Genomic DNA, 25,920 nt, shown 5'->3' on the forward strand with positions numbered 1-25,920 from the left:
GTCAGGCGCCGGCGTGTGTCTGGGGCGGGGCCGGGTGGCCGAGGCGGCCCCGGATGGAGTCGACCGCTCCCTCGGCGCCGTCGACCGTGACGGTGAAGGTCCGTCCGTCGGCGAGGCGGAGCACCAGGCCCTCGCCCCGGCGGACGACGACGGCGGTGCCCCGGTCGGGGCGCCAGCGGTAGCCCCAGCCGCCCCAGTGGCGGGGGTTGACCCGGGGCGCGTAGTCGGCGTCGACGACCTCGCTGAGCGGGATGGTCCGGCGGGGGACGCCGATGTGGCCGCAGCGGACCTCCATGGCCCGCTCGTCGACGCGGACCTCGACGTGGACGAAGGCGAGGGTGCCGAAGAGGACGAGGAGTCCGGCGGCGACGCAGCCGACGACCGCCATGACGAGCGCGGCGATGCCGGAGGTCCAGGCGGACTCGACGGCGAGGGTGATCCCGAGCGCCATGAAGGCGGCGCCGGCGACGGCGGCGATCCACTGGAAGCGGTTGGTCGCGCGGCCGGTCCAGACGGCGGGCGGACGCCCGCCGGCACGCACCTGGCCGGATTCCTTCCTCATACCGGGAAGACTACCCAGTCGCGTCCGGTTCAGCGCGCCGGAGCGGAGCCGTCCGGTGACCCTGGGTGACACCCCGAAGGGGGCCCGGAACGGTCAGACGGTGGGGGCCGGGGCGGCGGCCAGGAGCCGGCCGGCGGCGTACTCGAGGGCGGCGGCCGGGAGGGTGCCGGGGCGGCCGCTGAGCAGGACGGAGAGGGTGCCGCTCGGCTCGGCGTCCGGAGCCGGTGCGGCACCGACGCGGCGCAGGGCTTGGGCGGCGACGGCGTCGGCGGAGCCGTGGAAGACGATCGGCGGCAGCCCGGGGCGGCGGCCGGGGGCCAGGGCCGCGAGGATGCGGTCCTCGACGAGTTCGTAGTGGGTGCAGCCGAGGACGAGCGCCCGGATGTCCGGCGGGGTGAGCGCGGCGGCCGCGGCGACGGCCCGGTCGACGGCCTCGGGGTCGGCGTGCTCGACGGCGTCGGCGAGGCCGGGGCAGGGCACCTCGGTGACCTCGGCGCCCCCGGCGAACTCGCGGATGAGTCCGCGCTGGTAGGCGCTGCCGGTGGTGGCGGGCGTCGCCCAGATGGCGACCTTGCCTCCGGCCGCGGCGGCCGGCTTGATCGCGGGGACGGTGCCGACCACCGGGACGGCCGGTTCGAGGGCGGCGCGCAGCGCGGGCAGGGCGTGGACGGTCGCGGTGTTGCAGGCCACGATCAGGGCGTCGGGCCGGTGGGCGGCGGCGGCGCGGGCGACGGCGAGGGCGCGTCCGGTGAGGTCCTCGGGGGTACGCGGTCCCCACGGCATGCCGTCGGGGTCGTTGGAGAGCAGCAACTCGGCGTCCGGGCGGAGCCGGCGCACCGCGGCGGCCGCCGGGAGGAGGCCGATTCCGGAGTCCATGAGCGCGATCTTCACCCGGTCACCCTAGCCGATGGGCCCGCTGCGCCCGGCGTTCTGGGGCAGACTGCGGCAAATGAGCCCTCTTGCCTGGTTCGCCGCCGTCTCCCTGGCCGTCTGGGTCTGGCTCCTGCTCGGACAGGGCTTCTTCTGGCGCACCGACCAGCGCCTGCCGAAGACCGGTCGCGGCGGGGGCCACGCGCGCGTGCGGGCGGAGGGGAAGGAGGAGGCGTGGCCCGGCGTCGTGGCGGTGGTGCCCGCGCGGGACGAGGCCGGGGTGCTGCCGCTGAGCCTGCCCTCGCTGCTGGCCCAGGACTATCCGGGCCGGGCCGAGGTGATCCTGGTGGACGACGGCAGCACGGACGGGACGGGCCGGCTGGCCGCCGAGCTGGCGGCCGAGCTCGCCGCGCGGCACGACGCGCTGCCCCTCACGGTGGTGTCGCCGGGCGAGCCCGGGCCGGGATGGACGGGGAAGCTGTGGGCGCTGCGGCACGGGATGGCGCTGGCACGCGCGCGTGGGCCGGAGTTCCTGCTCCTCACGGACGCGGACATCGCCCATGAACCCGACAGCCTGCGGCGGCTTGTGGCCGCGGCGCGGGACGACGGCCGGGACCTGGTCTCGCAGATGGCCCGGCTGCGGGTGACGAGTTTCTGGGAGCGTCTCGTGGTCCCGGCCTTCGTCTACTTCTTCGCCCAGCTCTACCCCTTCCGATGGATCAACGCGGACCGGGCCAGGGCGACGGCGGCGGCCGGGGGGTGCGTGTTGCTGCGGACGGAGACGGCGGTGGCGGCCGGGGTTCCGGACGCGATCCGTACGGCGGTGATCGACGACGTGTCGCTGGCACGGGCGGTGCGGGCGGCCGGGGGCAGGATCTGGCTGGGGCTCGCCGAGCGGGTCGACTCGGTGCGCCCCTACCCGGGGCTCGGGGAGCTGTGGCGGATGGTGGCGCGGAGCGCGTACGCCCAGCTGCGCTACAGCCCGCCGCTGCTGCTCGGGACGGTCGCCGGGCTCGTGCTCGTCTATCTGGTCCCGCCGGCCGCGTGCGTGGCGGGGCTGGTGTCGGGGGACGCGCCGGCGGCGTGGGCGGGCGGGGCGGCCTGGGCGGTGATGACGGGGACGTACCTGCCGATGCTCCGCTACTACCGTCAGCCGGTGTGGACGGCGCCGCTGCTGCCGATCACCGCCTTCCTCTATCTGCTGATGACGGTGGATTCGGCGGTGCGGCACTACCGGGGGCGGGGCGGGGCGTGGAAGGGCCGGGTCTACTCCGGGGGCCGGACGGCGACGGAGGGCGGGGAATTCGCTCCCCGCCACGGGGAGTAACGCGGCGAATTCGGCGTGTGCGCGTCTCGCCGTTCGGCATCGGATTGACGTTTCGACTTACCCAAGATCACTTCTCCCACTCCTTCCGGCCGCCTTTTCTTTATCCGTTCTTCATACCGGACGGAGTCCTCTGCGCCGTGGGGTCCGACCCGGCGGTAACCCCCTCTCAACTCGGGTTTTACGCGATCATGGGACAGCGGGGTGCCCGTTTTCTGCGCGTTCGCTCTGGTTGGGGATCCACGGCCGCCAGAAGCCCGTCAAAGAAGCCGTTGAGCAGGCTCCCCAATCGGCAGATCGTGGGCTTAACTTATGTGCCATGACCTCCCCCCGCTCCAGCTATGGAGGCGGTTACCACACCGCGCCGTCCTTCCCGGACACCCCTATCTACGACTCCCTGGTCGCGGAGCGGGGCACGCCTCAGATCGCCCCGATCCGAGTGCCCGCCGCGTACGAGGCCCCCGTCGGCTATCCGGCGCCCGCGCCGACCGGCTCCTACCTGCCGGCGCTCCCGGCGGCCCTGCCCGCCCTCCCGTCGGCGCCGTCCCCCCAGCCGGCGCCCGGCTACTTCGGCGGCGGCGGTTACGGATATCCGCAGCCGGCCCCGCAGATGACGGCGCCCGCGCCGCTCCAGCCGGCGCCGACGCCGTACATCCCGCAGCAGCCCATGCCGCCGCGCGGCTACCCGGGCGGACCGGTCCCGCAGCCGGCCCGGCCCGTCGCGCCCGGCTACGAGGCGATGCGCCCCGCCGCCCCGCGCCCCGCACCGGCGCCGGTCCCGGCCCCCGCGCAGTACCACGACCCGTACAACCGCCCCTACCAGGGCGGCGGTTACTGACGGCACGCGCGGCTCCCGTCACGGCGGGGGCGGAGCGGCTGGCAGGATGAGCCCATGGCTGATCCCGTCCTCCGCTCCGTCCACGTCCATCCGGTGAAGGCCCTGCGCGCGCTCGACCGCGCGGAGGCGGAGGTGCAGCCCTGGGGCCTCGCGCACGACCGCCGCTGGGCGGTCGTCGACGCCACCGGCACCGTCATGACCCAGCGCCGTCACCCCCGGCTCGCCCTCGCCGCCGCCGAGCCCCTCCCGGACGGCGGCCTGCGGCTCACCGCGCCGGGACGCGAGCCGCTGGTGGTCCCGGTGCCGGAGCCCTCGGCCACGCTGACGACGAACCTCTTCGACAAGGACGTGGAGACGGTGCCCGCCGGCGAACCGGCCGCCGCCTGGTTCTCCGCCTACCTGGAGACCGACGCGCGCCTGGTGCACCTGGACGCGCCCGAGCACCGGCGCCCGATCGACCCGGCGTACGCGCTCCCCGGCGAGACCGTCAGCCTCGCCGACGGCTACCCGCTCCTCGTCACCTCCAGCGCCTCCCTCGACGCCCTCAACACGCTGATCGCCGAGGGCGACCACGCCCACGAGGGCCCGCTGCCCATGAGCCGCTTCCGGCCCAACCTCGTCGTCGACGGAACCGAGCCGTGGGCGGAGGACGGCTGGAGCCGGCTCGCCGTGGGCGAGGTGACCTTCCGGGTCGCCAAGCCGTGCGGACGGTGCGTGGTGACCACCACCGACCAGACGACCGCCGCGCGCGGCAAGGAACCGCTGCGGACCCTCGGCCGGCACCGCAAGCTGAACGGCAAGCTCGTCTTCGGCCAGAACCTCGTCCCCGAACAGCGCGGCACCGTCCGCGTCGGCGACGCGGTGAAGATCCTCGACTGACCCCCTCCACCCTCCCCCTCCGCTCGACAGGCGAACCGCGCGCCCCGAGGGCAGACTCGTCGGAGGACCGACGAACGAGGGGGTTCCGGCACATGCGCGCAGTCACCGGACTCTGGCGCTGGCGGCACAATCCCCTGCGCCGCACGACGGACCTGGTCGAGGCGTGGGTGGCGCTCGTGGCCGCCCTCGCGCTGTGCCTGGCCGTGCCCGTGGCCGGCTGGACGGCCGGTGCCGCCGCGCAGCACTCCCTCCAGCGCGCGGTCCACGCCCAGCAGCAAGGGCGCGTGGAGACCACGGCCCATGTGCTCCGGCCCGCCCCGAAGCCGCCGGGCGCCGCCGCGTCGAGCGACCAGTCCGCCGAGCAGCGCTTCCGGCGCGCCGTCGTGGCCCGGTGGACCGCCCCCGACGGCACCTCCCGCACCGGCACCGTCACCACCTCCCGGGCCAGCTCCGCGCCCGGCGACGCCTTCTCCCTCTGGACCGACCGGGACGGCCGGCCCGTCGCCGCGCCCCTGGCCCGCGACACGGCCCGCGCCCACGCGGTCCTCGTCGGCCTGATGGCGGCCGTCCTCGCCGGAGCCGGCGTCGAGCTGGTCCGGCGGCTGGTCATGCGCCGGCTGCGCTGCCGTCGGTACGCGCGTCTGGACCGCGCCTGGGCGGCGGTCGGCCCCGACTGGGGACGTACCGGCACCGGCAGTTGACCCCACCCTGGAACCACGGGTTCCGTGCCCCGTAAGGGTGCGGCTCGACGACCCGTCAACCCCGCGCCGCCGCGCGCGCTACGGTGGGGCATCGGGTCCACGATCCCGGATATCGGATCCACCGCATGGGATCCACCACATTGGATCCAATGCACCGGATCCCGAGCACACCGGATCCTGTACATCGGATCCCGTAGGTCGGATCCAGGATCCGATGCATGGGATCCAGGATGCGTTGCGTCGGATCCCGTGTATCGGATCCTGGATCCGGTTCAGCGTCGACGGCACGAGGCGGGGGCAGAGCACACCCATGGCACAGGGCACGGTCCAGGTGACGCACACCGGCACGTCGCGGTGGCGGCGCCGCACGGGCGAGTACGCCTCCCTCGCCGCCGCGCTGGAGGCGGCCGGTGACGGCGATGTCCTCACCGTCGCGCCGGGCACGTACCGCGAGAACCTCGTGGTGACCCGGGCGGTGACGCTGCGGGGGCCGGAGGACGGGTCAGGGCCGGTGCGGATCGCGCCCCCGGACGGGGTGCCGCTGACTCTGCGCGCCTCGGCGATCGTGCAGGACCTGCACATCGAGGGGCAGGACGTGGCGGCGCCGGCGCTGCTCGTCGAGGACGGCACGCCCGAGCTGCTCGACCTGCGGATCATGACCCGCTCGGCCGCCGGGATCGAGGTGCGCGGGCAGGCCAGGCCGACGGTCCGGCGCTGCACGGTGGACAACCCGGCGGGCGTCGGCATCGCGGCGGTCGACGGCGCCGGCGGGGTCTTCGAGGAGTGCGAGGTCGTCGCGGCCGGGCAGGCCGGGGTGGCCGTGCGCGGCGGGGCGCACCCCCGGCTCGAACGGTGCCGGGTGCACCACGCCTCCGGCGCCGGCATCGCCGTCACCGGCGAGGGCAGCGGCCTGGAAGGCGTCGGCTGCGAGGTGTACGAGATCAAGGGCGCCGGGCTCCAGATCGCCGGCCGCGCCACCGCGCACCTCGTGGACTCCTCCGTGCACCGCACCTCGGCCGACGGCGTCACCCTGGACACCGACGCCGTGCTCACGCTCTCCGACTGCGACATCCACGACGTGCCGGAGAACGCCGTGGACCTGCGGTCGCGTTCGGTGCTGACGCTCACCCGGTCGACCGTGCGCCGCTTCGGGCGCAACGGTCTGTCGGTGTGGGACCCGGGCACGCGCGTGGACGCCCACCAGTGCGAGATCCACGACAGCACCGGCGACTATCCGGCGGTGTGGGTGAGCGACGGGGCGAGCGCCGTGCTCGACGCGTGCCGGGTGCACGACGTGCCGGACGCACTGTTCGTGCTCGACCGGGGTTCCCGGGTGGACGTGGTGGACAGCGACCTCACGCAGGTGCGGAACACCGCCGTGTCGGTGAGCGACGGCGCCACCGCCCAGTTGGACGACTGCCGGATCAAGGAGGCGTCCACCGGGGCGTGGTTCCGCGACCACGGCAGCGGCGGCACCCTGGCCAACTGCACCGTGGACACCGTGCAGACGGGCGTCATCGTCACCAAGGGAGCGGACCCCACGGTCGAGCGCTGTGTCGTCACCTCCCCCGCCGAGGCCGGTTTCTACGTGTCGGCGGAGGGCCGGGGCACCTTCCTGGGCTGCCGGGTCACGGGCAGCGGCGGCTACGGCTTCCACGTGATGGACGGCTGCCGGACGGTGCTGCGCCGCTGCCGGACCGAGCGGTGCGCGCGGGGCGGGTACGAGTTCCCCGAGGACGGGCCCGTCGTGGAGGACTGCACCGGCGACGAGAGCGCCGTTCGGACCCCGCCGGCGGCCGCCGCCGTGGCTGCGGCCCCGGTCATGACGGCCGCCCAGCACTCCCCCGGCCTGCTCGGCGCCTATCCCCCGGCGCGTACCGCAGCCGCGCCCGCGCCGGTGGCCGCGGCCACCGTTCCGGTCCCGGCGCCGCGCTCCTCGGACGACGTGCTCGGGGCGCTGGACGCGTTGGTCGGCCTGGACAGCGTGAAGCACGAGGTGCGGACGCTCACCAACATGATCGAGGTGGGCCGCAAGCGGCAGGAGGCGGGCCTGAAGGCCGCCTCGGTCCGCCGCCACCTCGTCTTCACCGGCAATCCTGGTACCGGCAAGACCACCGTCGCCCGCCTCTACGGCGAGATCCTCGCCTCGCTCGGCGTCCTGGAGCGCGGTCATCTCGTGGAGGTCTCCCGGGTCGACCTGGTCGGCGAGCACATCGGGTCGACCGCGATCCGCACCCAGGAGGCGTTCGACCGGGCGCGCGGCGGGGTGCTGTTCGTGGACGAGGCGTACGCGCTGTCGCCGGAGGACTCGGGGCGGGACTTCGGGCGCGAGGCGATCGACACGCTGGTGAAGCTGATGGAGGACCACCGGGACGCGGTGGTGGTGATCGTCGCCGGGTACACCGCCGAGATGGAGCGGTTCCTCACGGTCAACCCCGGTGTGGCGTCCCGCTTCTCACGGACCATCAGCTTCGGCGACTACACGCCGGAGGAGCTGCTGCGGATCGTGCGGCAGCAGACGGACGAGCACGAGTACCGGCTCGCGGAGGGCGCGGACGACGCCCTCCTGACGTACTTCGAGAAGCTGCCGAAGGGGCCGGCGTTCGGCAACGGGCGGACCGCGCGGCAGACGTTCGAGTCGATGGTGGAGCGGCACGCGGGCCGGGTCGCGGTGCTCGCGGAGGCGAGCACCGACGACCTGACCCTGCTCTATCCGGAGGACCTGCCCGAACTCCCCTGATCCTGGGCCCCCTCACCCGCGAGGTCGTCGGTGCGCTGGCGGGGCAGCGCGGGCGGCAGCCGGTCGAGGAGGTCGGACCGGCAGACCGCGAAGGCCGGGTCGGCCTGGTAGTCGGAGTGGCCGAGGACCGGTTCGGGCAGCGGGTGGGCGCGGGTGCGTCCGTACGCGACCGGGTCGAGGAGCACCGGCGCGTCGACGGCCGGACGGCCGTCCTCGGCGGGGACGCGGACGGGGCCGCCGATGGGGTCGGTGGCGCGGTGCAGATTGGTCCAGCAGTGCACGGCGCGGTGCAGTCCGCGCAGCGCCTCGGGGCCGAAGTAGGCGGGGAACCAGCGGCCGTAGAGCCGTTCCAGCGGGGAGCCGTACGTGAGGAGCGCGACGCGCGCGCGGGTCGCGGACGGCAGCTGCCAGACGGCCGCGGCGGCGAGGACGCTGCCCTGGGAGTGGCCGGAGATGACGAGCCGGCCGCCGGTGTGCCGGGTCCAGGAGCTCATCCGCCAGGTGAGGTCGGGCACGGCCCGCTCGGCGTAGCAGGGCGGCGCGAAGGGGTGGGCGGCGCGCGGCCAGAAGGTGCCGACGTCCCAGAGGATGCCGATGGTGCGGCGGGCGGAGGCGTCGCGGTAGGCGCGGCGGCCCCAGGTGACGAAGAGCAGGAAGCCGAAGCCGATCATCCAGGAGCCGAGCGCCTGCGTGGTGGAGGCGAGGGCGGCGATCGCCGGGTGGGCGCCGGAGAAGGCGCTGCCCGGGACCTGTCCGCTGGCCCAGGCCCCGGCGACGGAGGCGGCGCCGAGCAGCAGCGCGGTGCCGGAGACGACGCCGATCAGGACGGGCGCGGAGTCGGTGAGCGAGGCGCGGGCGCGGCTGGTGGCGATCTGGCCGGTGCGCACCGGGTCGGGGCGCTCGCCGGCGTAGTCAGCCTCGACCGCGGCCCGCAGCCGGCGGGTCGTGAGGGCGGTCCTGACGCCGAGGAGGGCGGCGGGCACGAGCAGCAGCAGGAGCAGCACCGGGATGACGGACGCCTGCCAGCTGAGGAGGACGGGCGGGCCGGCGAGGGGACCGGAGTCGCCGAGGCGGTCGGCGACCCACTGGGCGACGCCGCCGGACATGACCCCGCCCAGGGCGCAGGCCAGCATGGCGGTGGCCGGTCCGCCGAGTCCGGCGAGGGCGGTGCGGGGATCGCGACGGGGCCGCTGGAGCAGCAGGGCGACGGCGCCGAGGGCGACGACGAGCCCGCCCTGGGCGAGGGTGAGCGCCCCGAAGGCGGCGTTCCCGGGGAGGGTGCCGGCGGAGGTCCAGCCGGGCCGGTCCCAGGCGGTGTGCAGGGCGGTCAGCGCGAGGAGGACGAGCGCGGCGGCGGGCAGCCGGGTGAAGAGGGCGCTCTCGACGCGCTGGTCGAGCCGGCGTTCGCTGCGGCCGCGGGCGCAGACCGACCACAGGACGACGGCGGCGACCGTCAGGAGGGCGGCCCGCAGGGCGAGTCCGGTCGCGGCGAGGGCGCCGGTGTCGTGGCGGGCCGGCGCGGCGGCGAGGGCGCCGGCGACGGTGAGGAGGCCGGCGGCGGTGTGCGCGGCGCGCAGCCGGGCGACGAGCCGCCGCCCGTACCAGAATCCGGGCCGTCCGAGCGCGGGCCGCGGGTCCTCGGGTACCGGCCCGGGGGTCGCGGATCCGGGCGGTACGGGCCCGGGCGGGGCCTCGTCGGTGGGCGGGCGCTGGGCCTCGTACGCGCTCCAGGTGCGGTGGGAGAGGTACCAGAGGAGGCCGACGAGGGCGGCCGGGAGGGCGGCGGCGAGGGCGAGCCGGCGGCCGGGCCCCGACCACCGGCCGCCCCGGTCGGCGGCGAGGAAGCCGAGCCAGGCGCGCCCGTCGGCGCAGCCGGCGGTCCCGGCGCACTGCCAGGCCGTCAGGTCGAGGGCGACCTCGCAGGCGGCGGCGGTGAGCAGCACGGTGAGCGTGAGGGCGAGGAGGCGGACGAGGACGCCGTAGAGCCGGACGAGTCCGGGGCGGCCGGCGGCGGGCGGCCGCATCCAGTGCGCGAGGTTGACCACCATGAACGGCAGGAGCAGCAGCCAGAGGGCGCGGGCGCCGTCGCCGGAGGTGAGGTTGGACCAGACGTACGCCTCCGGCACCGGCCGGGCGGCGTACCGCCCGGGGTGGTCCTCGGCGTCGAGGTCCTCGGCGCGCCGGTGCACGGCGGCGGTCTCGTCGCCGGTGAGCCGTACGGTCCTGGGGTCGTCCAGCATCGACTGGGGAGTGGCGCCGCCGACTCCGTGGACGAGGAGTTCGAGCGCCGCGCCCCTGTGCTCCGGGGCGGGTGTGGCAGGGGACACTTAGGAGTCCTCCTCTCGGGAGTGGGAGGATGCGACGTCGGCTCCAGGATCGCGGACGACCGTGTGCCCGCGCACGGTCTCTCACCGAATCCGACAGCCATCCCCTCGTCTCCTGCGGAAGGACCGGCCCCGGCGGTGACTGACAATCAGAACCTCCTAGCGGAGCAGCGGCGCGCCCTGATCCTCGACGAGGTGCGGCGGCGCGGCGGCGTTCGGGTGAACGAACTGACCCGTCGGCTCGGTGTCTCGGACATGACGATCCGCCGCGACCTGGACGCGCTGGCCCGGCAGGGCCTGGTCGCGAAGGTGCACGGCGGGGCCGTGCCGGTGACGGAGCCGAGCACGCACGAGCCGGGGTTCGAGGCGAAGTCGGTGCTGGAACCGAGCGCGAAGGACGAGATCGCGCGGGAGGCGGCGGCGCTGGTGCTGCCGGGTTCGGCGATCGCGCTGTCGGGCGGGACGACGACGTACGCGCTGGCGCGGCAGCTCCTCGACGTGCCGGACCTGACCGTGGTGACGAACTCGGTCCGGGTGGCGGACGTCTTCCACGAGGCGCGCCAGACGGCCGGCGAGGGCCGGCGGGCGGCGACGGTGGTGCTGACGGGCGGGGTGCGGACGCCGTCGGACGCGCTGGTGGGGCCGGTGGCGGACCGGGCGGTCCGCTCGCTCCACTTCGACCTGCTCTTCCTGGGTGTGCACGGCCTTTCGGTGGAGGCGGGCCTGTCGACGCCGAACCTCGCGGAGGCGGAGACGAACGGCTGCCTGATCCGGTCGGCGCGCCGGGTGGTCGTGGTCGCCGACCACACCAAGTGGGGGACGGTGGGCCTGAGTTCCTTCGGGTCCCTCGACGAGGTGGACACCTGGGTGACCGACCGGGGCATGGCCGCGGAGGTGCGGGCCGAGGTCGCCGAGCACGTGCCGGGGCTGCTGGTGGCCGGCGAGACGGCGGCGTGAGCCGCTTCCGGGTGGCGCGGACGGTGCCGCTGGCTCCGGCGGAGGCATGGCGGCGGCTGACGGACTGGCCGGCGCACGGCCGGCAGGTGCCGCTGACGCGGACGACGGTCCTGACGTCCGGCCCGAGCCGGGCCGGGACCCGTTTCACGGCGCGCACCGGGCTCGGCCCGCTGGGCTTCGACGATCCGATGGAGGTGGTCCGCTGGGAGCCGCCGCACGCGGACCGGCCCGGGCTGTGCCGACTGGAGAAGTACGGGCGGCTTGTGCGGGGCTGGGCCGAGATCGAGGTGGCTCCGGAGGCCGGCGGGACCCGCGTGGTGTGGACCGAGGACCTGGCGGTGCGCGGGCTGCCGCGCGTCTTCGACGGTGTGCTGGCACGGGCGGGGCGGGTGGTGTTCGGCCGGGCGCTGGACGCGCTGTTGGGTGTGGACCCCGAGGGCGGGCGGTGAAGGTGCCGTAGCCGTCCGGAGGGGGCGCGTCCCCGGCCGTGCCGTCGCCGTCCGGAAGGGGCGCCTCCCCGGCCGTGCCGTCGCCGTCCGGAAGGGGCGCCTCCCCGGACGGTGGCGCCCCGCGCCTCCGACGGCGTTTCCCCGACAGCCGTTCCTCGAACGGGCTTTCGCGCTGACGAGCTGTCAGTTAGGGTGCTTCTTCCACTCATCCGGGAGGTCCGGTCCATGCCACGCCGACTGCGGCCGGTGGAGCTCGGCTTCACCGCCACCGCGCCCGTCCGTCTCGCCTTCGAGGCCGCCCTCCAGGCGCCGCCGTCGGCGGTCTACCGCTCGATCGCGGTGGAAGTGGGCAGCCTGCCCGCCTGGTTCGCTCCGGTCGCCTCGGCCTTCCCGCTCGACGACGGGGCGCGCCGGACGATCCGGCTGCGCGGCGGGATACGGTTCGAGGAGACCATCCTCGCCTCCGAGCCGGACCTGCGCTACGCCTACCGGGTGGACGTCACCAACGCGCCCGCGGTCTCCGCGCTGGCCGAGGAGTGGGCCCTGGCGGCGGACGGCACCGGGACCCGGCTGCGCTGGACGATGGCCGCCGACGGCCCCGCGCCGTTCCGCGCGGGGCTGCGGGTCGCCTCCCCTGGCCTGGGCCTCTCCTTCCGGCGCGCCGCCGCCGCGCTGGACCGGCGGCTCACTCCGGCCAGACGCCCGTCGCCAGGAAGCGCTCGATAGCGGCGGCGTACGGGGCGATGTCGAGGCCCTGCTCCGCGAGCCAGGCGTCCGAGTAGTACTTGTCGAGGTAGCGGTCGCCCGGGTCGCACAGGAGGGTGACGACGCTGCCGGTGCGCTCCTCGGCGACCATCTCCGCGACGATCTTGAGCGCGCTCCACAGGCCGGTGCCGGTGGAGCCGCCCGCCTTCCGCCCGATCGCGCCCTCCAGGGCGCGGACGGCGGCCACGCTCGCCGCGTCCGGGACCCTCATCATGCGGTCGATGGCGCCTGGCACGAAGCTGGGCTCCATCCGGGGCCGGCCGATGCCCTCGATGCGGGAGCCGCAGTCGGAGGTGGCGTCGGGGTCGTGGTGCACCCAGCCGTCGAAGAAGCAGGAGTTCTCCGGGTCGGCGACGCAGATCCGGGTGTTCTGCTGGGTGTAGTGGACGTAGCGGGCGATGGTGGCGGAGGTGCCGCCGGTGCCGGCGGTGGCGACGATCCAGGCCGGCTCGGGGTACCGCTCCAGGCGGAGCTGCTGGTAGATCGACTCGGCGATGTTGTTGTTGCCGCGCCAGTCGGTGGCGCGCTCGGCGTAGGTGAACTGGTCCATGTAGTGGCCGCCGGTGCGCGCCGCGAGCGCCGCCGCCTCCTCGTACATGGTGCGCGAGTCGTCGACGAAGTGGCACTGGCCGCCGTGGAATTCGATGAGCCGGCACTTCTCGGGGCTGGTGGTGCGGGGCATCACGGCGACGAAGGGGACGCCGATGAGCTTCGCGAAGTACGCCTCCGAGACGGCGGTCGAGCCGCTGGACGCCTCGATGACGGGCTTGCCGGGCCGGATCCAGCCGTTGCAGAGCGCGTACAGGAAGAGCGAGCGGGCGAGGCGGTGCTTGAGGCTGCCGGTCGGGTGGGTGGACTCGTCCTTGAGGTAGAGGTCGATTCCCCACTTCTCGGGGAGCGGGAAGCGCAGGAGGTGGGTGTCGGCGGAGCGGTTGGCGTCGGCCTGGACCTTGCGGACGGCCTCCTTCAGCCAGGTGCGGTACGCCGGGTCGGTGCGGTCGACGTCCACGGTGGCCATCGCCTCGCCGCCGTGGGGGGTGGTCCCTGGAGCGGTGCTCAACGGTTCTCTCCTCGCTGTCCCGCCGGGTCGGAACCCGGCTTCCCGCTGCCGACGATACCGCTCCGACCTGGGCAAACGTTCACTTTGACGCTCCATAGGAACGCCTTGGGGAACACCTGCGCGGGCTCCCTGGCGTCCGCGCCGACGGCCCGGCACACTGGGAGGGACGGGCAGTCGGAAGGGGTGGATCGGCATGGTGGAGCCGGAGTTCAGCGCCAGGGGCGTACGGATCGCGCGGTGGCCACGCTCACTGACCCGGGCCGGGGAGGTCCGCATCGAGGACGGCCGGCTCGCGCTGCTCACGAGTTACGGCTCCGAGATCGACAGCGCGCCCGTCAAGGCGGTGCGGGCGGGCCGCCCGTGGTTCGCGAAGGGTGACGAGACCGTGGCGACGGTGAACGGCACCCGCTACCGGCTGACCATGGACGCCGCCGGTGAGGACGACGCCCGGGACGCCGAGCAGGCGGGCCGCTTCCTCGCCGCGCTCAGGCGGGCGGGCGGCGGCGGGTGACCCGCTCGGCGGGGCGCTGACCTGGGCAAGCTCGCGGCGGGTTGCGGCGCGGTGACGGGTGGTTCACGCTGGAACCACCTCACTGAGGGTTCAACGGTGGTGACACTGTGCTCAGTGCGCCGCCCCTGATGTACCGCATGACAGATCCGAATCTCCGTTCCTCAGGACTACTTCGGGGAGTCGCAGCCGTGATCAGCGAGCCGAGCAGGTTTTACGCGGTGGAGCTCCAGGCCCTGCCGTCGCGGATCGGTCAGATCCGCAGGATCGTCGCCGCCCATCTGCGCCATTGGCGCCTCGACGCCCTGGTCGATCCCGTCCAACTGGGAGTGACCGAGCTGTTGAGCAACGTGCACCGCCATGCGCAGCCCGACAAGGAGTGCACCGTCGAGCTGGAACTCCTGCTCGACCGGCTGACCGTCTCGGTCCGGGACAACGATCCCCGGATACCGGTGGCGACGGAGTCGGCCTTCCTCGACCCCTGGGACGAGCCGGAGGCGCTCGCCACCTCGGGGCGCGGCCTCGCCATCGTCGGGGCGCTCAGCGACAGCTGGGGCGTCCGCCCGCGGGGCGCGAGCGGCAAGGTCGTCTGGTTCACCCTGACGGCGCCGCCGTCCGCCGACGGACCGGCCGAGGCCGGCGCCGAGGCGGGGTTCGGCTTCGGGCTCGGGTTCGACGCGGTGCCGCTCGCCCCGATCGTCTCGTACAGCCGGCTCGCGGGCGTCCCCCTGGGCACGCCCGCGGAGACCCCGGCGCTCGCCGCGAGCGGCGCCCGCGCCTGAGCCCGGGCGCCGGGTGTCAGGCGCCCGGTGTCAGCGGCCGGGTGTCAGGCGCCGGGTGTCAGGCGGTGGCGACCAGGGTCAGGTACGCGATGCCGAGGACGTTCCGGTAGCCGTTCAGCCAGCCGGAGCGCTGCCGGTCGACCCGCTCGCGGGTCTCGGCGGCCAGCGGGTGGTCCGGGTGGGCGGCGAGCCAGAGCTCGGTGTCGTACCGGTAGCCGGACTCGAAGTGCTCCCACTCCTCGCGGCTCGCCGTCTCGATCCACGCCGGGCGGAACCCCGCCGCGATCGCCAGGTCGACGAGCTCCCCCAGCGGAAGGTGGTCGCCGGTGCTCGCGCCGGGCCACATCCCGGCGAGCTCCGCCTCGGTCGGGGTGCGCTCCCAGAAGCCCTCGCCGAGCACGACCACGCCGCCGGGCCGCACCAGGCGGCGCAGCTCGCGCAGCGCCTCCGCCGGGTCGAGCGGCAGCTCCGGGTCGCACAGCGCCTGGCTGGAGCCGAGACAGAGGATCGCGTCGACGGGGCCGCGCTCGCTGCCGCGGGCGGACTCCTCGACGAACGTGGTGCGGTCGGCGAGCCCGCGTTCCTCCGCGAGCCGCCGGCCGCGGGCGAGGTCCTCGGCGTTGATGTCGATGCCGACGCCCTTGGCACCGGGGGCGGCGTCGAGGATCCGCAACAGCAACTCGCCCCAGCCGCAGCCGATGTCGAGGACGTCGGCCGGACCGGAGTCGGCGATGCGGCGGACCAGCCGCCCGGCCCGCTCCTCGGAGAGCGGGCCGTGGAAGGTGAGGCTGCCCAGGCGGGGCGGGAGCGGGGCGTCGGAAGTGATCATGGACGGGGACGTTACCCGCCCCCGCCCCGGACGCCCACCCCTTTTCCGCGGGGTCACCCGGGTCAGGCGGGGGCGCCGGCCAGGGCGGTCAGGGGGTCGTCCAGGACCGGCTGCCAGGCCAGTTCGGCCGCGCCCACCAGGCTGTTGTGGTCCAGGGTGCAGGGGAGGATCGGGACGCCGCCGCTGCGGCCCCACAGGCTCCGGTCGGCGACGACCGCGCGCAGCCGCTCCGGGTCGGCGTCGAGCAGCTCGCGGTGGAGACCGCCGAGGATGATCCGGTCCGGGTTGAGGATGTTCACCAGGCCCGCGAGGCCCAGGCCGAGACGGTCGATCAGCTCCGCCACCGCCGCCCGCACGCCTGGGTCGTCCGGTGCGGTCCGCAGCAGGTCGCGGGCCTGCTGGAGCAGGGACACCTCGGGACCCGGCGCCCGGCCGGCCACCGTGAGGAAGGCGAGCGGGTCGGTCTCCACGTCCAGGCAGCCGCGGCCGCCGCAGTGGCAGGGGCGGCCCTCCGGATGGACCGTCAGATGGCCCACCTCCAGGGCGAGCCCCGAACTGCCGGTGTGCAGGCGCCCGTCGAGGACGAGCGCCCCGCCGACGCCCCGGTGACCGGTCGCCACGCACAGCAGGTCGCGGGCGCCGCGCCCGGCGCCGTGCCGGTGTTCGGCGAGCGCGGCGAGGTTGACGTCGTTGGCGGTGAAGGCGGGGCCCTCGATGCCGGCGGCCCGGATCCGCTCGGCGAAGATCTCCCGGACCGGCGCCCCGGCCGGCCAGGCCAGGTGGAGCGGGTTGAGCGCGGTGCCCTCGGGCTCGGCGACCGCGGACGGCACGGCGAGGCCGGCGCCGACGCAGCGCCGTCCGCTCTCGCGGAGCAGCGCCGCCCCCGCGTCCACGACGGCGCCGAGGACCTGCGCCGGGTCGGCCGAGACCGTCACCGAGCCGGGGACGGTGGCGACGAGGGTGCCGCCGAGGCCGATCAGCGCGGCCCGGAACCCGTCCGCGTGGACCTGGGCGGCGAGCGCCACGGGCCCCTTCTCGTCGACGGCGAGCCGGTGCGAGGGCCGGCCCTGGGAACCGGCGGCGGCCCCGGGGTTGGAGTCGACCCGGATGAGCCCGAGGGCCTCCAGCTCGGCGGCGACGGCACCGGCGGTGGCCCGGGTGACGCCCAGCTCGGCGGTGAGGACGGCCCGCGTCGGCGCCCGGCCCGTGTGCACCAGCTCCAGCGCGGGGCCGAGCGCGCTGCGCCCCCTGTCCAGCCGAGTACGCGTCGTCGTCGCCTTGCCGTTCATGCGCCCGAGTCTGCCATGATCGGGGCCGCCCGCCGGACACGGCCGGACCGGCGCTCTCCCCCCTGACGCACCAACCGCGCGCACCGGCCGGACGGGCCGCCGTGACCGACCCCGGTGGCCGGCCCCGGTGGCCGTCCGCCGCCGGCGGTCAGGGCCGCGGGAGCAGGCCCACCTCGCGGCCGAGGCGTTCGGCGGCGACGGCGAAGAAGGCGTCCCGGTCCTCGACGACCCGGTTGAACTGGCCGAAGACCTCGAACGAGACCAGGCCGAAGAGCTGCGCCCACGCGGAGGCGAGGGCGACGGCGAGCGCGGGCGGCAGGTCGGGGGCCACATCGGCGGCGAGCCGCGCCGCCTCCGGCGCGAGGACGTCCGGGAGCGGCGGAAGCGCGACGCCCTCGGCCTCGTGCGCTGCGCGCGCGGTCCCCACCAGGAGCAGGGCGACGCGGGCGGCCGGGACGACGGTGTCCCGGGGGGCGGTGTACCCGGGGACCGGGGAGCCGTAGATCAGGGCGTACTCGTGGGGGTGGGCGAGGGCCCAGACGCGGACGGCGCGGCAGACGGCGGTCCACTGCGCGAGGTGGTCGGCGGGGGCCGTGCGGACGGCCGCGGCGTGGGCCTGCTCGGCGGCGGCGCCGACGGAGTCGTACGCGTCGATGATGAGCGCCGTCAGCAGCTCGTCGCGGCTGGGGAAGTAGCGGTAGAGCGCCGAGGAGACCATGCCGAGCTCGCGGGCGACGGCGCGCAGCGAGAGCTTGGCGGCGCCCTCGGCGGCGAGCTGTCGGCGGGCCTCGTCCTTGATGGCGGCGGTGATCTCGACCCGGGCTCGGGCGCGGGCTCCTTGAACGGTGGTCATGGGAGCAGTCTGCCACGTTTTGGAGCGGCGCACTGAAATGAGAGCACTGCTCTTGCTTGCGAGCGACGATCCGTGCAGACTGTTCTCAAGCGAGAGCAGTGCTCACGATTCAGGGAATCGGTACGAATCGAGAGCACCGCTCACTCAACAGCACCCGCCCGCCCCGTCCCGCCCCGCCGGCCCCACTCCCTCCAGGAGGATCCGATGTCCGCCGAGACCACCGCCCACGTCATGAAGCCCGGCTGGTTCACCGTCCACGTCGTCAACCGCTCCGTCGCCTGGCTGACCCGCCGCGGCGTCAGCGTCTGGGGCTCGCGGATCCTCGCCGTCCGGGGCCGCAAGAGCGGCGCCTGGCGGACCACCCCGGTGAACGTGCTCACGCTCGACGGCGAGCGCTACCTGGTCGCCCCGCGGGGCCACGTCCAGTGGACCCGCAACATGCGGGCGGTCGGCGGCGGCGAGCTGCACCTCGGCAAGCAGGTCGAGCCGTTCACCGCGGCCGAGGTCGGCGACGACGACGCCAAGGTGGCGGTGCTGCGCGCCTACCTCAAGCGCTGGAAGGCCGAGGTCGGCGTCTTCTTCGGCGGTGTCGGCCCGGACTCCACCGACGACGAGCTGCGGGCCATCGCGCACAAGCACCCCGTGTTCCGCATCACGGGCGCCACGAACGCGTGAGGGTGGGCGCGGCCCACCGGGCCCGCACCCACCCTCGTACCCCGGCGACGCCCGGTCGTCAGAGCGTCCCGGCCGCCTCTTCCGGAGCGGTGGCGTCCTCCGCGTCCTTCCGGGTCACGCCTCGGCCCGCCGGGCCGACGCCGGACTCCGTGTCCATGCGCTTGTCGAGGACTTCGAGGGCCCGCCGGGCCAGGCCGTTCGAGCGGACCATGCCGCCGAGCGTGGCCGAGCCCCGGGTGATGTCCGCGAACGCCTTCCAGGCCGGCCGCACGCCCGTGATCACCGCGTGCAGCAGCCCCGGGCGGCGCTCGAAGACGGCGAGCATCCGCCGCCCGACCGCCATCTCCACCCCGAGCCCCGCCTTGATCGCGAAGGCGTAGTTCAGCGCCTGGCGCCGGGCGTCCACCGCGTCGCTCGCCTCGGCGACCCGGACCGCCCACTCGCCGGCGAGCCGGCCGGAGCGGAGGGCGTACGAGATGCCCTCGCGGGTCCACGGTTCGAGCAGGCCCGCCGCGTCGCCGCAGACCAGGACCCGGCCGCGGGAGAGCGGGGAGTCGTCGGTGCGGCAGCGGGTGAGGTGGCCGGAGGAGATCGACGGCTCGAAGCCGGCGAGGCCGAGCCGGGCGACGAAGTCCTCCAGGTACCGCTTGGTCGCCGCGCCCTCGCCGCGCGCCGAGATGACGCCGACCGTGAGGGTGTCGCCCTTCGGGAACACCCAGCCGTAACTGCCGGGCATCGGGCCCCAGTCGATGAGGATCCGGCCCTTCCAGTCCTCCGCCACCGACGGCGGCACCGGGATCTCCGCCTCCAGGCCCAGGTCCACCTGGCCGAGCTTCACCCCGACGTGCGCCCCTATCCGGCTGGCGCTGCCGTCCGCGCCGACCACGGCCCGCGCGAGCACCGTCTCGCCGTCGGCGAGGACCACCGCGACGGTCCGCCGGTCCGGCACGGAGGGGCCGTGCTGCTCCACCCGGGTTACGGTCGCGCCGGTGCGCAGCTGGGCGCCGGCCTTCTGCGCGTGCTCGACGAGCTGGGCGTCGAACTCGGGCCGGTTGACGAGCCCGAAGAGCATCCGGCGCGAGCGGCGGGTGCGGGCGAAGCGGCCGTCGAGGGAGAAGGTGACCGCGTGCACCCGGTCCAGGAAGGGGAGTTCGAAGCCGGGCGGCAGGGAGTCGCGGGAGGGGCCGATGATGCCGCCGCCGCAGGTCTTGTACCGGGGCAGCTCGGCCTTCTCCAGGAGCAGCACCCGGCGGCCCGCGACCGCCGCCGCGTACGCCGCCGAGGCACCGGCCGGGCCGGCGCCGACGACCACGACGTCCCATACCTCGGGCCGGTCCCGGTCGTCCGCGGAAGCCGGCTCCACACCGGCCTCGACACCGGGCTGCTCACCGGCCTCCGCACCAGGCTCCTCACCGGCCTCCGCATCCGTCGTCGCATCCGCCGAGACGTCCGTCGCCGCGTCGGCCGACGGGGCGGACGGCTCGGCCGCCGGGGCGGAATCGCCGGGCGCGAGCGGCTCGATGGGCTCCGGACCGGCGTTCTCTGCGTTCTCGCTGCTCACGATGTGCTTCTGCTCCTGATCCGACCGGCGTCTGCTTCCCGCATCCTACGGCTCGGTAGGCCGGAGCCCGGTCGTAGGATCGACGGTGCGAACGCCGTACCACCCGATACGCCGTTCGCTCCCCTGACTCTCAACGTCGCACCCACGAGGAGCGTGCCCATGTCCCCGAATCCGATCGCCGAGACCGTCCGGTCCCTGATGCCTCGCGCGAAGGCCGAGCTGACGGAGCTGGTCGCCTTCGAGTCGGTCGCGGACGAGGCCGTGGCGCCCCGCAGCGAGTGCGAGGGCGCCGCGCGCTGGGTCGCCGACGCCCTGCGGGCGGAGGAGTTCCAGGACGTGGCGCTGCTCGACACCCCGGACGGTTCGCAGTCGGTGTACGGCGTTCTGCCGGGCCCGGCGGACGCGCCGACGGTACTCCTCTACGCCCACTACGACGTGCAGCCGAAGCTCGACGAGTCGGCGTGGCTGACCCCGCCGTTCCGGCTGACGGAGCGCGAGGACGGCCGCTGGTACGGCCGCGGCGCCGCCGACTGCAAGGGCGGCTTCATCCTGCACCTGCTGGCGCTGCGGGCCCTCAAGGCCAACGGCGGCGTGCCGGTGACGGTCAAGATGATCGTCGAGGGCTCGGAGGAGCAGGGCACCGGCGGTCTGGAGCGGTACGCAGAGCGGCACCCCGAGCTGCTCGCCGCCGACACCATCGTGATCGGCGACGCGGGCAACTTCCGCGTCGGCCTGCCGACGGTGACCGCGACCCTGCGCGGCATGACGATGATCCGGGTGCAGATCGACACCCTGGAGGGCAACCTCCACTCGGGCCAGTTCGGCGGGGCCGCGCCGGACGCGCTCGCCGCGCTCATCAGAGTCCTGGACTCGCTGCGGGCGGAGGACGGCTCGACGGTGATCGACGGCCTGCCGGCGGACGCCGTGTGGGAGGGCCTCCAGTACCCGGAGGAGCAGTTCCGGGCCGACGCGAAGGTGCTGCCGGGCGTGGAGCTGCCGGGCTCCGGGTCGGTGGCCGACCGCATCTGGGCGCGTCCGGCCGTCACCGTCATCGGCATCGACTGCCACCCGGTGGCGGGCGCCACCCCGTCGATCCCGCGCACCGCCCGCGCCCAGATGAGCCTGCGGGTGGGGCCCGGCCAGGACGCGGCCAAGGCCACCGAGCTGCTCTTCGCCCACATCGAGAAGCACACGCCGTGGAACGCGCGGGTGACCCTGGAGCAGGTCGGCCAGGGCCAGCCGTTCCAGGCGGACACCTCCAGCCCGGCGTACGCGTCGATGGCCGAGGCGATGCGGGTGGCGTACCCGGGCCAGGAGATGCAGGCGTCCGGCATGGGCGGCTCGATCCCGCTGTGCAACACGCTCGCCACGCTCTACCCGGAGGCGGAGATCCTGCTCATCGGCCTGAGCGAGCCGGAGGCGCAGATCCACGCGGTGAACGAGTCCGTGTCCCCGGAGGAGCTGGAGCGGCTCTCCGTCGCCGAGGCGCTGTTCCTGGTGAACTACGCGGCCGCGCGCCGGGCCTGACGCTCCGAAGCCGCCGGGGCCGGTCCGCCGCGACCGGCCCCGGCGGCCTTCCGTTTCCGCGCTGGGCGAAGCTCGCCGAGAGCGTAGAACGCCCCGGCGGGCGGGCCTCCTTGCGTACGTTCGGCGTATGGAAGCCCTCACGGTCACGCCCCGGCTGCACCTGCTCGACCACGGAATCGGGCAGGCGTACCTGTGGCGCGACGACAGCGAACTGACCCTGGTGGACGCCGGCTGGGCCGGCTCCGCCGACACCACGGCCGAGGCGATACGGGGCGCGGGCCTCGACCCTGACCGGCTGGCCCGGATCGTCCTCACCCACGGCCACCGCGACCACGTGGGCGCGGCGCAGGAGCTGGCCGACCGGCACGGCGCCGAGATCCTCGCCCACCGGCTCGACGCGCCGTACGTGCGGGGCGAGCTGCCGATGCCCCTGCCCGACCTCCTGGAGTGGGAGCGGCCGATCTGGGACCACGGCCTCACCTGCCCGGAGGCGCCGCCGACCCGGGTGGACCGCGAGGTCGAGGACGGCGAGGAGCTCGGCTTCGGGGACGGGGCGGTCGCGGTCCACGTCCCCGGGCACACCCCCGGTTCGATGGCGGTCCATCTCCCCCGCCACGGCGTGCTCTTCGCGGGCGACACCGTGGCGTCGGTGCGGGGGGTGACCTTCGGGGTGATGCACGTGGACCGCGCGCGGGCCTTGGAGTCGCTGGGCCGGCTGGCGGAGCTGCGCCCGTCGGTGCTGTGCTGCGGGCACGGCCCCGCGGTGACGGAGGACACGGCGGAGCGGCTGTCGGCGGCCGCGGCGGCGGGAGCCGTGGCGCTCTGACGGCGGGTCTCAGCCCACCGGTACGCCCGCCTCCAGGTTCAGCACGGTGCCCCGTTCGCGGGCGCGCAGGGCCCAGCGGAGGCGGTCGTACCGGACGGGTGGGAGGAGGTCGGCGGCCTCCGCCTCGGTGACGAAGCGCCAGGCGCGGAGTTCGGCGCCGGGGAGCCGGAGCCGGTCCCGGTCCTGGGCGGCGACCCGGCCGCCGTCGAAGAGCAGGCGCAGGCCGCCGAAGCCGGGCGGCTGGGGGCGTTCCCAGTCGACGAGGAGGAGCCGGGGCACGGCGTCGAGTTCGAGGCCGATCTCCTCGGCGACCTCGCGCATCCCGGCGCGGGCGGGCGGCTCGCCGGCCTCGACGACGCCGCCGGGGAACTCCCAGCCGGGCTTGTAGGTGGGATCGACGAGCAGGAAGCGGTCCTGGTCGTCAAAGAGGAGGACGCCCGCGGCGAGGGTCTCGCGGGTCGGCTCCGGTGTCTGGACGATCCCGCAGGGCGCTGCGAGACCTCCCTGGACGGCGTCGGCGACGGCTCTGGCCGTCTCGGCGACGGTGAGCGCCGAGCTGTCGACGGTGTGGGCGTCGGCGCCGAGCCAGCCGGCGGCGGCCTCCCGGTAGGGCGGCACATGGGCGTGACACCAGCGGCGGACGTCGGCGTCGACGCCCGGGTCGCCGTAGTCGGCGCGGCCGTCGATCCGCGAGCGCAGGATCGTTTCCTCGGGTGCCAGCAGCACATGCCGGACGTCGATGCGGCGGGCGGCGAGGCCGCCGAAGATCTCGTCCCGGTACTCCTGCCTCAGGAGCGTCATCGGGACGACGAGCACCCCGCCGACCTCGGCGTGCAGGGCGGCCGCGGTGTCCACCACGAGCCGGCGCCAGATCGGCAGGTCCTGGTAGTCGTCCACCTCGGCGAGGCGCTTGTCGGGGAGGAGCCGGCGCAGCGCGGCGCCGGTCGCCTCGGGGTCGTACAGCGTGCTGTGCGGGATCAGTCCGACCAGTTCGCGCGCGGTGCTCGACTTGCCCGCGCCGAAAGCACCGTTGATCCAGACGATCACGATTCCCCCCTCATCGACGGCCCCCTGTGGCTTGCCCGCAACACCCTGCCATGGAAACCCACGAACACACGTCCTGCCCCGAGGCGTAACGCTTCGGGCCCGGAGGTCGTTGAGAACCGCGAGCACGAGGGGGTGCGGAGATGGACCGTACGGTTCTGGAGCGGTTTCCCGCGGGCGGGCCGCGAGGGCACTGGCCCGCCGAGGAGTACGCGGGCGCGTGCCGCGAGGAGGGGGTGCCGGCCCGGGTGGTGATGGACCTGGCGTCGGACGCCTTCCTGGTCGTGGTGGAGCAGCGCGCTCCCCAGCGCGCGGAGCCCCGGGACGTTCCCGTACGCGAGTGAGCGCGGCGCCCGTGCGGTCCGCGCGGGGGCGCGGCGCCCGGTCAGCGCGGCGCGCGGGCCGCGGCAGCGGCGCCCAGGAGGCCCGCGACCGCGCCGGTGGCGGCGGGGACGACGGTCAGGCCGCGGGCGAAGGAGAGCGTGGCGTAGTCGGCGAGGGCGCGCCGCAGCGGGGTGAAGAGGATCTCGCCGGCGCCGGCGACTCCCCCGCCGACCACCGCGATGTCGACCTCGACGAGGTGCGCGGTGGCGGCGATGCCGGCCGCGAGGGCACGGGCGGCCCGCTCGAAGGCGGCCAGGGCCGCCGGGTGGCCGGCGCGCGCGGCCTCGGCCACCGCGGCGGCCGAGGCGTCGCCGTCGGGGCCCGGCCGCCAGCCGCCGTCGAGGGCGTGGCGGGCGATGTGCGGGCCGCTGGCGAGGCGCTCGACGCAGCCCCGGCCGCCGCAGGCGCAGGGGTCGCCGTCGAGGTCGACGCTGAGGTGGCCGATGTGGCCGGCGTTGCCGGTGGGGCCGGGGTGGAGGCGCCCGCCGAGGACGAGGCCGCCGCCGACGCCGGTCGAGACGACGAGGCCGAGGGCGTCGGCGTGGCCGCGGGCGGCGCCGAGCCAGTGCTCGGCGGCGGTCATGGCGACGCCGTCGCCGACGAGGGTGACCGGCCGGCCGCCGGCGTGTGCGCGGACCCGCTCGACGAGGGGGAAGCCGCGCCAGCCGGGCACGTTGACCGGGCTGACGGTGCCCCGGGCGGCGTCGACCGGGCCCGCGCTGCCGATGCCGACGGCCTCGGCGGCCGCCCAGGACGGGGAGGTCGCGAGGGCGTCGAGCACCGCGCCGACCTGCCCGAAGACGGTCTCCGCGTCCTCCCGCGCCGGGGTCGGCCGCTGGGCGCGGGCCAGGATCCGCCCGTCGGTGTCGACCAGCGCCCCGGCGATCTTGGTGCCGCCGACGTCGAGCGCGACGACGGGTCCGCAGGCGGGTCCGGAGACGGGGCGGGAGGCGGGCGCGGTGGGCATGGGCATCAGGTTCTCACGGGGTCGTGCGACGGCCTCGGGCCCGTACCCGAAAGCCCTGGATCGGCAGGGTTTTCGAGGATCTATGCTCGGTCGGGAGCGCATGAACCGCCGGTGGCCGCGCCCGCCGGTGGCCCCACCGAGGAGGATTCCCGCACCGTGGCCGAGACCACCCGCCCCGAGCCCCGTTACGGCAACCGGCCCACCATGAAGGACGTCGCCGCCCGGGCGGGCGTCGGCCTGAAGACGGTCTCCCGGGTCGTGAACGGCGAGCCGGGGGTCACCCCGGAGACCGAGGGGCGGGTCCGCGAGGCCATCGACGCGCTCGGCTTCCGCCGCAACGACAGCGCACGGGTGCTGCGGAAGGGGCGGACGGCGACCGTCGGGCTGGTCCTGGAGGATCTCGCCGACCCGTTCTACGGGCAGCTCAGCCGCGCCGTGGAGGAGGTGGCGCGGGCCCACGGCACGCTGCTGATCAACGGCTCCAGCGCGGCCGACCCCGGGCGCGAGCAGGAGCTGGCGCTGACGCTCTGCGCGCGCCGGGTCGACGGGCTGATCGTGATCCCGGCCGGGGACGACCACCGGTATCTGGAGCCGGAGATGCGGGCGGGCGTGGCCACGGTCTTCGCCGACCGCCCGGCCGGGCTCATCGACGCGGACGCCGTCCTCTCGGACGGCTTCGGCGGGGCCCGGGAGGGCGTGGCGCATCTGATCGCCCACGGGCACCGGCGGATCGGCTTCGTCGGCGACCGGCCGCGGATCCACACGGCGGCGGAGCGGCTGCGCGGCTACCGGGCGGCGATGGAGGACGCGGGGCTGCCGGTCGACGAGCGGTGGGTGGCGCCGGGGTCCACGGATCCGGAGCGGGTGGCGGCGGCGCTCGCCGCGATGCTGTCCGGCCCCGAGCCGGTGACGGCGCTCTTCGCGGGCAACAACCGGGTCACCGTCACCGCCGTGCGGGTGCTCGCCGGACGGGCCGCCGGCGCGCACCCGGTGGCGCTCGTCGGCTTCGACGACGTCGAGCTCGGCGACGTCCTGGGCGTCACGGTGATCGCCCAGGATCCGGCCGCGCTCGGCCGGACGGCGGCCGAGCTGCTCTTCCGGCGGCTCGACGGGCCCGCCGAGGCGCCCCGCCGGGTCGTCATCGGGACGCGGCTCCTCGCCCGGGGATCGGGCGAGGTCCCGCCGCCGGTGTCCGGCTGAGCGGGG

Annotated in this window: 25 protein-coding genes; 15 read left to right on the forward strand and 10 right to left on the reverse strand. The window is 75.4% G+C overall.

The window, feature by feature from the left end:
- Position 1: 1 nt before the first annotated feature.
- Positions 2-562, reverse strand: coding sequence for a hypothetical protein (locus ABZ621_RS33620; protein WP_360610373.1), 561 nt, complete (start codon positions 560-562; stop codon positions 2-4).
- Positions 563-655: 93 nt separating this feature from the next.
- On the reverse strand, positions 656-1,453 hold the full coding sequence (locus ABZ621_RS33625; protein ID WP_360610375.1) for an aspartate/glutamate racemase family protein: 798 nt from the start codon (positions 1,451-1,453) through the stop codon (positions 656-658).
- A 58-nt stretch (positions 1,454-1,511) separates the two neighbouring features.
- Between ABZ621_RS33625 and ABZ621_RS33630 the strand changes: the two genes are divergently transcribed.
- The 5 genes from ABZ621_RS33630 (at position 1,512) to ABZ621_RS33650 (ending at position 7,914) form a co-directional block, all read left to right on the forward strand.
- Entirely contained in the window at positions 1,512-2,759 is a 1,248-nt protein-coding gene (locus tag ABZ621_RS33630) for a glycosyltransferase (protein ID WP_360610377.1), read from the forward strand.
- Between the two features lie 316 nt (positions 2,760-3,075).
- Positions 3,076-3,594: a DUF6643 family protein gene (locus ABZ621_RS33635; protein WP_360610379.1), complete on the forward strand. Its 519-nt coding sequence runs from the start codon at positions 3,076-3,078 to the stop codon at positions 3,592-3,594.
- A 54-nt stretch (positions 3,595-3,648) separates the two neighbouring features.
- Positions 3,649-4,473 (forward strand): MOSC N-terminal beta barrel domain-containing protein, encoded by an 825-nt coding sequence (locus tag ABZ621_RS33640; RefSeq protein WP_360610381.1) that lies wholly within the window; start codon positions 3,649-3,651, stop codon positions 4,471-4,473.
- 92 nt (positions 4,474-4,565) lie between these two features.
- Complete coding sequence (locus tag ABZ621_RS33645; protein ID WP_360610383.1) at positions 4,566-5,174, forward strand: hypothetical protein; 609 nt, start codon at positions 4,566-4,568, stop codon at positions 5,172-5,174.
- A 310-nt stretch (positions 5,175-5,484) separates the two neighbouring features.
- A complete protein-coding gene (locus ABZ621_RS33650) occupies positions 5,485-7,914 on the forward strand; it encodes a right-handed parallel beta-helix repeat-containing protein (RefSeq protein WP_360610384.1) in 2,430 nt (809 codons plus the stop codon).
- On the opposite strand, the gene ABZ621_RS33655 is transcribed toward ABZ621_RS33650, so the two are convergent.
- On the reverse strand, positions 7,884-10,241 hold the full coding sequence (locus ABZ621_RS33655; RefSeq protein ID WP_360610386.1) for a hypothetical protein: 2,358 nt from the start codon (positions 10,239-10,241) through the stop codon (positions 7,884-7,886). The genes ABZ621_RS33650 and ABZ621_RS33655 overlap by 31 nt on opposite strands.
- 135 nt (positions 10,242-10,376) lie before the next feature.
- Between ABZ621_RS33655 and ABZ621_RS33660 the strand changes: the two genes are divergently transcribed.
- The 3 genes from ABZ621_RS33660 (at position 10,377) to ABZ621_RS33670 (ending at position 12,370) form a co-directional block, all read left to right on the forward strand.
- Positions 10,377-11,195 carry a DeoR/GlpR family DNA-binding transcription regulator gene (locus tag ABZ621_RS33660; RefSeq protein ID WP_360610388.1) on the forward strand — a complete coding sequence of 273 codons (819 nt, stop codon included), beginning with the start codon at positions 10,377-10,379 and terminating at the stop codon, positions 11,193-11,195.
- Entirely contained in the window at positions 11,192-11,644 is a 453-nt protein-coding gene (locus ABZ621_RS33665; RefSeq protein WP_360610390.1) for an SRPBCC family protein, read from the forward strand. The genes ABZ621_RS33660 and ABZ621_RS33665 overlap by 4 nt, the downstream gene beginning before the upstream one ends.
- 225 nt (positions 11,645-11,869) lie before the next feature.
- Positions 11,870-12,370: an SRPBCC family protein gene (locus ABZ621_RS33670; protein ID WP_360610392.1), complete on the forward strand. Its 501-nt coding sequence runs from the start codon at positions 11,870-11,872 to the stop codon at positions 12,368-12,370.
- Here the strand turns inward: ABZ621_RS33670 and ABZ621_RS33675 are convergent.
- Complete coding sequence (locus tag ABZ621_RS33675) at positions 12,330-13,427, reverse strand: PLP-dependent cysteine synthase family protein (RefSeq protein ID WP_360610453.1); 1,098 nt, start codon at positions 13,425-13,427, stop codon at positions 12,330-12,332. The genes ABZ621_RS33670 and ABZ621_RS33675 overlap by 41 nt on opposite strands.
- Before the next feature lie 235 nt (positions 13,428-13,662).
- On the opposite strand from ABZ621_RS33675, the gene ABZ621_RS33680 reads away from it, so the two are divergent.
- Positions 13,663-13,980, forward strand: a complete 318-nt coding sequence (locus ABZ621_RS33680; protein WP_360610394.1) for a hypothetical protein — start codon at positions 13,663-13,665, stop codon at positions 13,978-13,980.
- A gap of 188 nt (positions 13,981-14,168) precedes the next feature.
- A complete protein-coding gene (locus ABZ621_RS33685) occupies positions 14,169-14,759 on the forward strand; it encodes an ATP-binding protein (RefSeq protein ID WP_360610396.1) in 591 nt (196 codons plus the stop codon).
- 58 nt (positions 14,760-14,817) lie between these two features.
- Here the strand turns inward: ABZ621_RS33685 and ABZ621_RS33690 are convergent, their stop codons facing one another.
- From ABZ621_RS33690 to ABZ621_RS33700, 3 genes are all read right to left on the reverse strand, one after another.
- Positions 14,818-15,588: a methyltransferase gene (locus tag ABZ621_RS33690; protein WP_360610398.1), complete on the reverse strand. Its 771-nt coding sequence runs from the start codon at positions 15,586-15,588 to the stop codon at positions 14,818-14,820.
- Positions 15,589-15,650: 62 nt separating this feature from the next.
- Complete coding sequence (locus ABZ621_RS33695; RefSeq protein ID WP_360610400.1) at positions 15,651-16,877, reverse strand: ROK family protein; 1,227 nt, start codon at positions 16,875-16,877, stop codon at positions 15,651-15,653.
- Positions 16,878-17,025: 148 nt separating this feature from the next.
- Positions 17,026-17,730, reverse strand: a complete 705-nt coding sequence (locus tag ABZ621_RS33700; protein ID WP_360610401.1) for a TetR/AcrR family transcriptional regulator — start codon at positions 17,728-17,730, stop codon at positions 17,026-17,028.
- 204 nt (positions 17,731-17,934) lie between these two features.
- Between ABZ621_RS33700 and ABZ621_RS33705 the strand changes: the two genes are divergently transcribed.
- Entirely contained in the window at positions 17,935-18,405 is a 471-nt protein-coding gene (locus ABZ621_RS33705; RefSeq protein WP_360610403.1) for a nitroreductase/quinone reductase family protein, read from the forward strand.
- A gap of 58 nt (positions 18,406-18,463) precedes the next feature.
- Here ABZ621_RS33705 and ABZ621_RS33710 read toward each other — a convergent pair whose 3' ends face one another.
- Positions 18,464-19,768, reverse strand: a complete 1,305-nt coding sequence (locus ABZ621_RS33710) for a geranylgeranyl reductase family protein (protein ID WP_360610454.1) — start codon at positions 19,766-19,768, stop codon at positions 18,464-18,466.
- A gap of 357 nt (positions 19,769-20,125) precedes the next feature.
- Here ABZ621_RS33710 and ABZ621_RS33715 point away from each other — a divergent pair, with 357 nt between their 5' ends.
- Positions 20,126-21,493 carry a dipeptidase gene (locus tag ABZ621_RS33715; protein WP_360610404.1) on the forward strand — a complete coding sequence of 456 codons (1,368 nt, stop codon included), beginning with the start codon at positions 20,126-20,128 and terminating at the stop codon, positions 21,491-21,493.
- A gap of 127 nt (positions 21,494-21,620) precedes the next feature.
- Positions 21,621-22,319 carry an MBL fold metallo-hydrolase gene (locus ABZ621_RS33720; RefSeq protein ID WP_360610406.1) on the forward strand — a complete coding sequence of 233 codons (699 nt, stop codon included), beginning with the start codon at positions 21,621-21,623 and terminating at the stop codon, positions 22,317-22,319.
- A 9-nt stretch (positions 22,320-22,328) separates the two neighbouring features.
- Here ABZ621_RS33720 and ABZ621_RS33725 read toward each other — a convergent pair whose 3' ends face one another.
- A complete protein-coding gene (locus ABZ621_RS33725) occupies positions 22,329-23,366 on the reverse strand; it encodes an NUDIX domain-containing protein (RefSeq protein WP_360610408.1) in 1,038 nt (345 codons plus the stop codon).
- A gap of 140 nt (positions 23,367-23,506) precedes the next feature.
- Here ABZ621_RS33725 and ABZ621_RS33730 point away from each other — a divergent pair, with 140 nt between their 5' ends.
- Complete coding sequence (locus ABZ621_RS33730) at positions 23,507-23,707, forward strand: hypothetical protein (protein ID WP_360610410.1); 201 nt, start codon at positions 23,507-23,509, stop codon at positions 23,705-23,707.
- Positions 23,708-23,748: 41 nt separating this feature from the next.
- Here the strand turns inward: ABZ621_RS33730 and ABZ621_RS33735 are convergent, their stop codons facing one another.
- Entirely contained in the window at positions 23,749-24,714 is a 966-nt protein-coding gene (locus ABZ621_RS33735; RefSeq protein ID WP_360610412.1) for an ROK family protein, read from the reverse strand.
- Between the two features lie 156 nt (positions 24,715-24,870).
- Here ABZ621_RS33735 and ABZ621_RS33740 point away from each other — a divergent pair, with 156 nt between their 5' ends.
- On the forward strand, positions 24,871-25,914 hold the full coding sequence (locus ABZ621_RS33740) for a LacI family DNA-binding transcriptional regulator (RefSeq protein WP_360610414.1): 1,044 nt from the start codon (positions 24,871-24,873) through the stop codon (positions 25,912-25,914).
- The last annotated feature ends 6 nt before the right edge of the window (positions 25,915-25,920 follow it).

The organism is Streptomyces sp. NPDC007863 (genome assembly GCF_040633895.1).
Lineage (GTDB): Bacteria > Actinomycetota > Actinomycetes > Streptomycetales > Streptomycetaceae > Streptomyces.

Bases quoted from the DNA above. Each gene is read 5' to 3' on its own strand.
- ABZ621_RS33690 (WP_360610398.1), bottom strand. From the start codon at position 15,588: ATGATCACTTCCGACGCCCCGCTCCCGCCCCGCCTGGGCAGCCTCACC.
- ABZ621_RS33720 (WP_360610406.1), top strand. From the start codon at position 21,621: ATGGAAGCCCTCACGGTCACGCCCCGGCTGCACCTGCTCGACCACGGA.
- ABZ621_RS33680 (WP_360610394.1), top strand. From the start codon at position 13,663: ATGGTGGAGCCGGAGTTCAGCGCCAGGGGCGTACGGATCGCGCGGTGG.
- ABZ621_RS33620 (WP_360610373.1), bottom strand. From the start codon at position 562: ATGAGGAAGGAATCCGGCCAGGTGCGTGCCGGCGGGCGTCCGCCCGCC.
- ABZ621_RS33715 (WP_360610404.1), top strand. From the start codon at position 20,126: ATGTCCCCGAATCCGATCGCCGAGACCGTCCGGTCCCTGATGCCTCGC.
- ABZ621_RS33705 (WP_360610403.1), top strand. From the start codon at position 17,935: ATGTCCGCCGAGACCACCGCCCACGTCATGAAGCCCGGCTGGTTCACC.
- ABZ621_RS33630 (WP_360610377.1), top strand. From the start codon at position 1,512: ATGAGCCCTCTTGCCTGGTTCGCCGCCGTCTCCCTGGCCGTCTGGGTC.
- ABZ621_RS33635 (WP_360610379.1), top strand. From the start codon at position 3,076: ATGACCTCCCCCCGCTCCAGCTATGGAGGCGGTTACCACACCGCGCCG.
- ABZ621_RS33730 (WP_360610410.1), top strand. From the start codon at position 23,507: ATGGACCGTACGGTTCTGGAGCGGTTTCCCGCGGGCGGGCCGCGAGGG.
- ABZ621_RS33670 (WP_360610392.1), top strand. From the start codon at position 11,870: ATGCCACGCCGACTGCGGCCGGTGGAGCTCGGCTTCACCGCCACCGCG.
- ABZ621_RS33640 (WP_360610381.1), top strand. From the start codon at position 3,649: ATGGCTGATCCCGTCCTCCGCTCCGTCCACGTCCATCCGGTGAAGGCC.
- ABZ621_RS33695 (WP_360610400.1), bottom strand. From the start codon at position 16,877: ATGAACGGCAAGGCGACGACGACGCGTACTCGGCTGGACAGGGGGCGC.
- ABZ621_RS33645 (WP_360610383.1), top strand. From the start codon at position 4,566: ATGCGCGCAGTCACCGGACTCTGGCGCTGGCGGCACAATCCCCTGCGC.
- ABZ621_RS33675 (WP_360610453.1), bottom strand. From the start codon at position 13,427: ATGGCCACCGTGGACGTCGACCGCACCGACCCGGCGTACCGCACCTGG.
- ABZ621_RS33700 (WP_360610401.1), bottom strand. From the start codon at position 17,730: ATGACCACCGTTCAAGGAGCCCGCGCCCGAGCCCGGGTCGAGATCACC.
- ABZ621_RS33650 (WP_360610384.1), top strand. From the start codon at position 5,485: ATGGCACAGGGCACGGTCCAGGTGACGCACACCGGCACGTCGCGGTGG.
- ABZ621_RS33735 (WP_360610412.1), bottom strand. From the start codon at position 24,714: ATGCCCACCGCGCCCGCCTCCCGCCCCGTCTCCGGACCCGCCTGCGGA.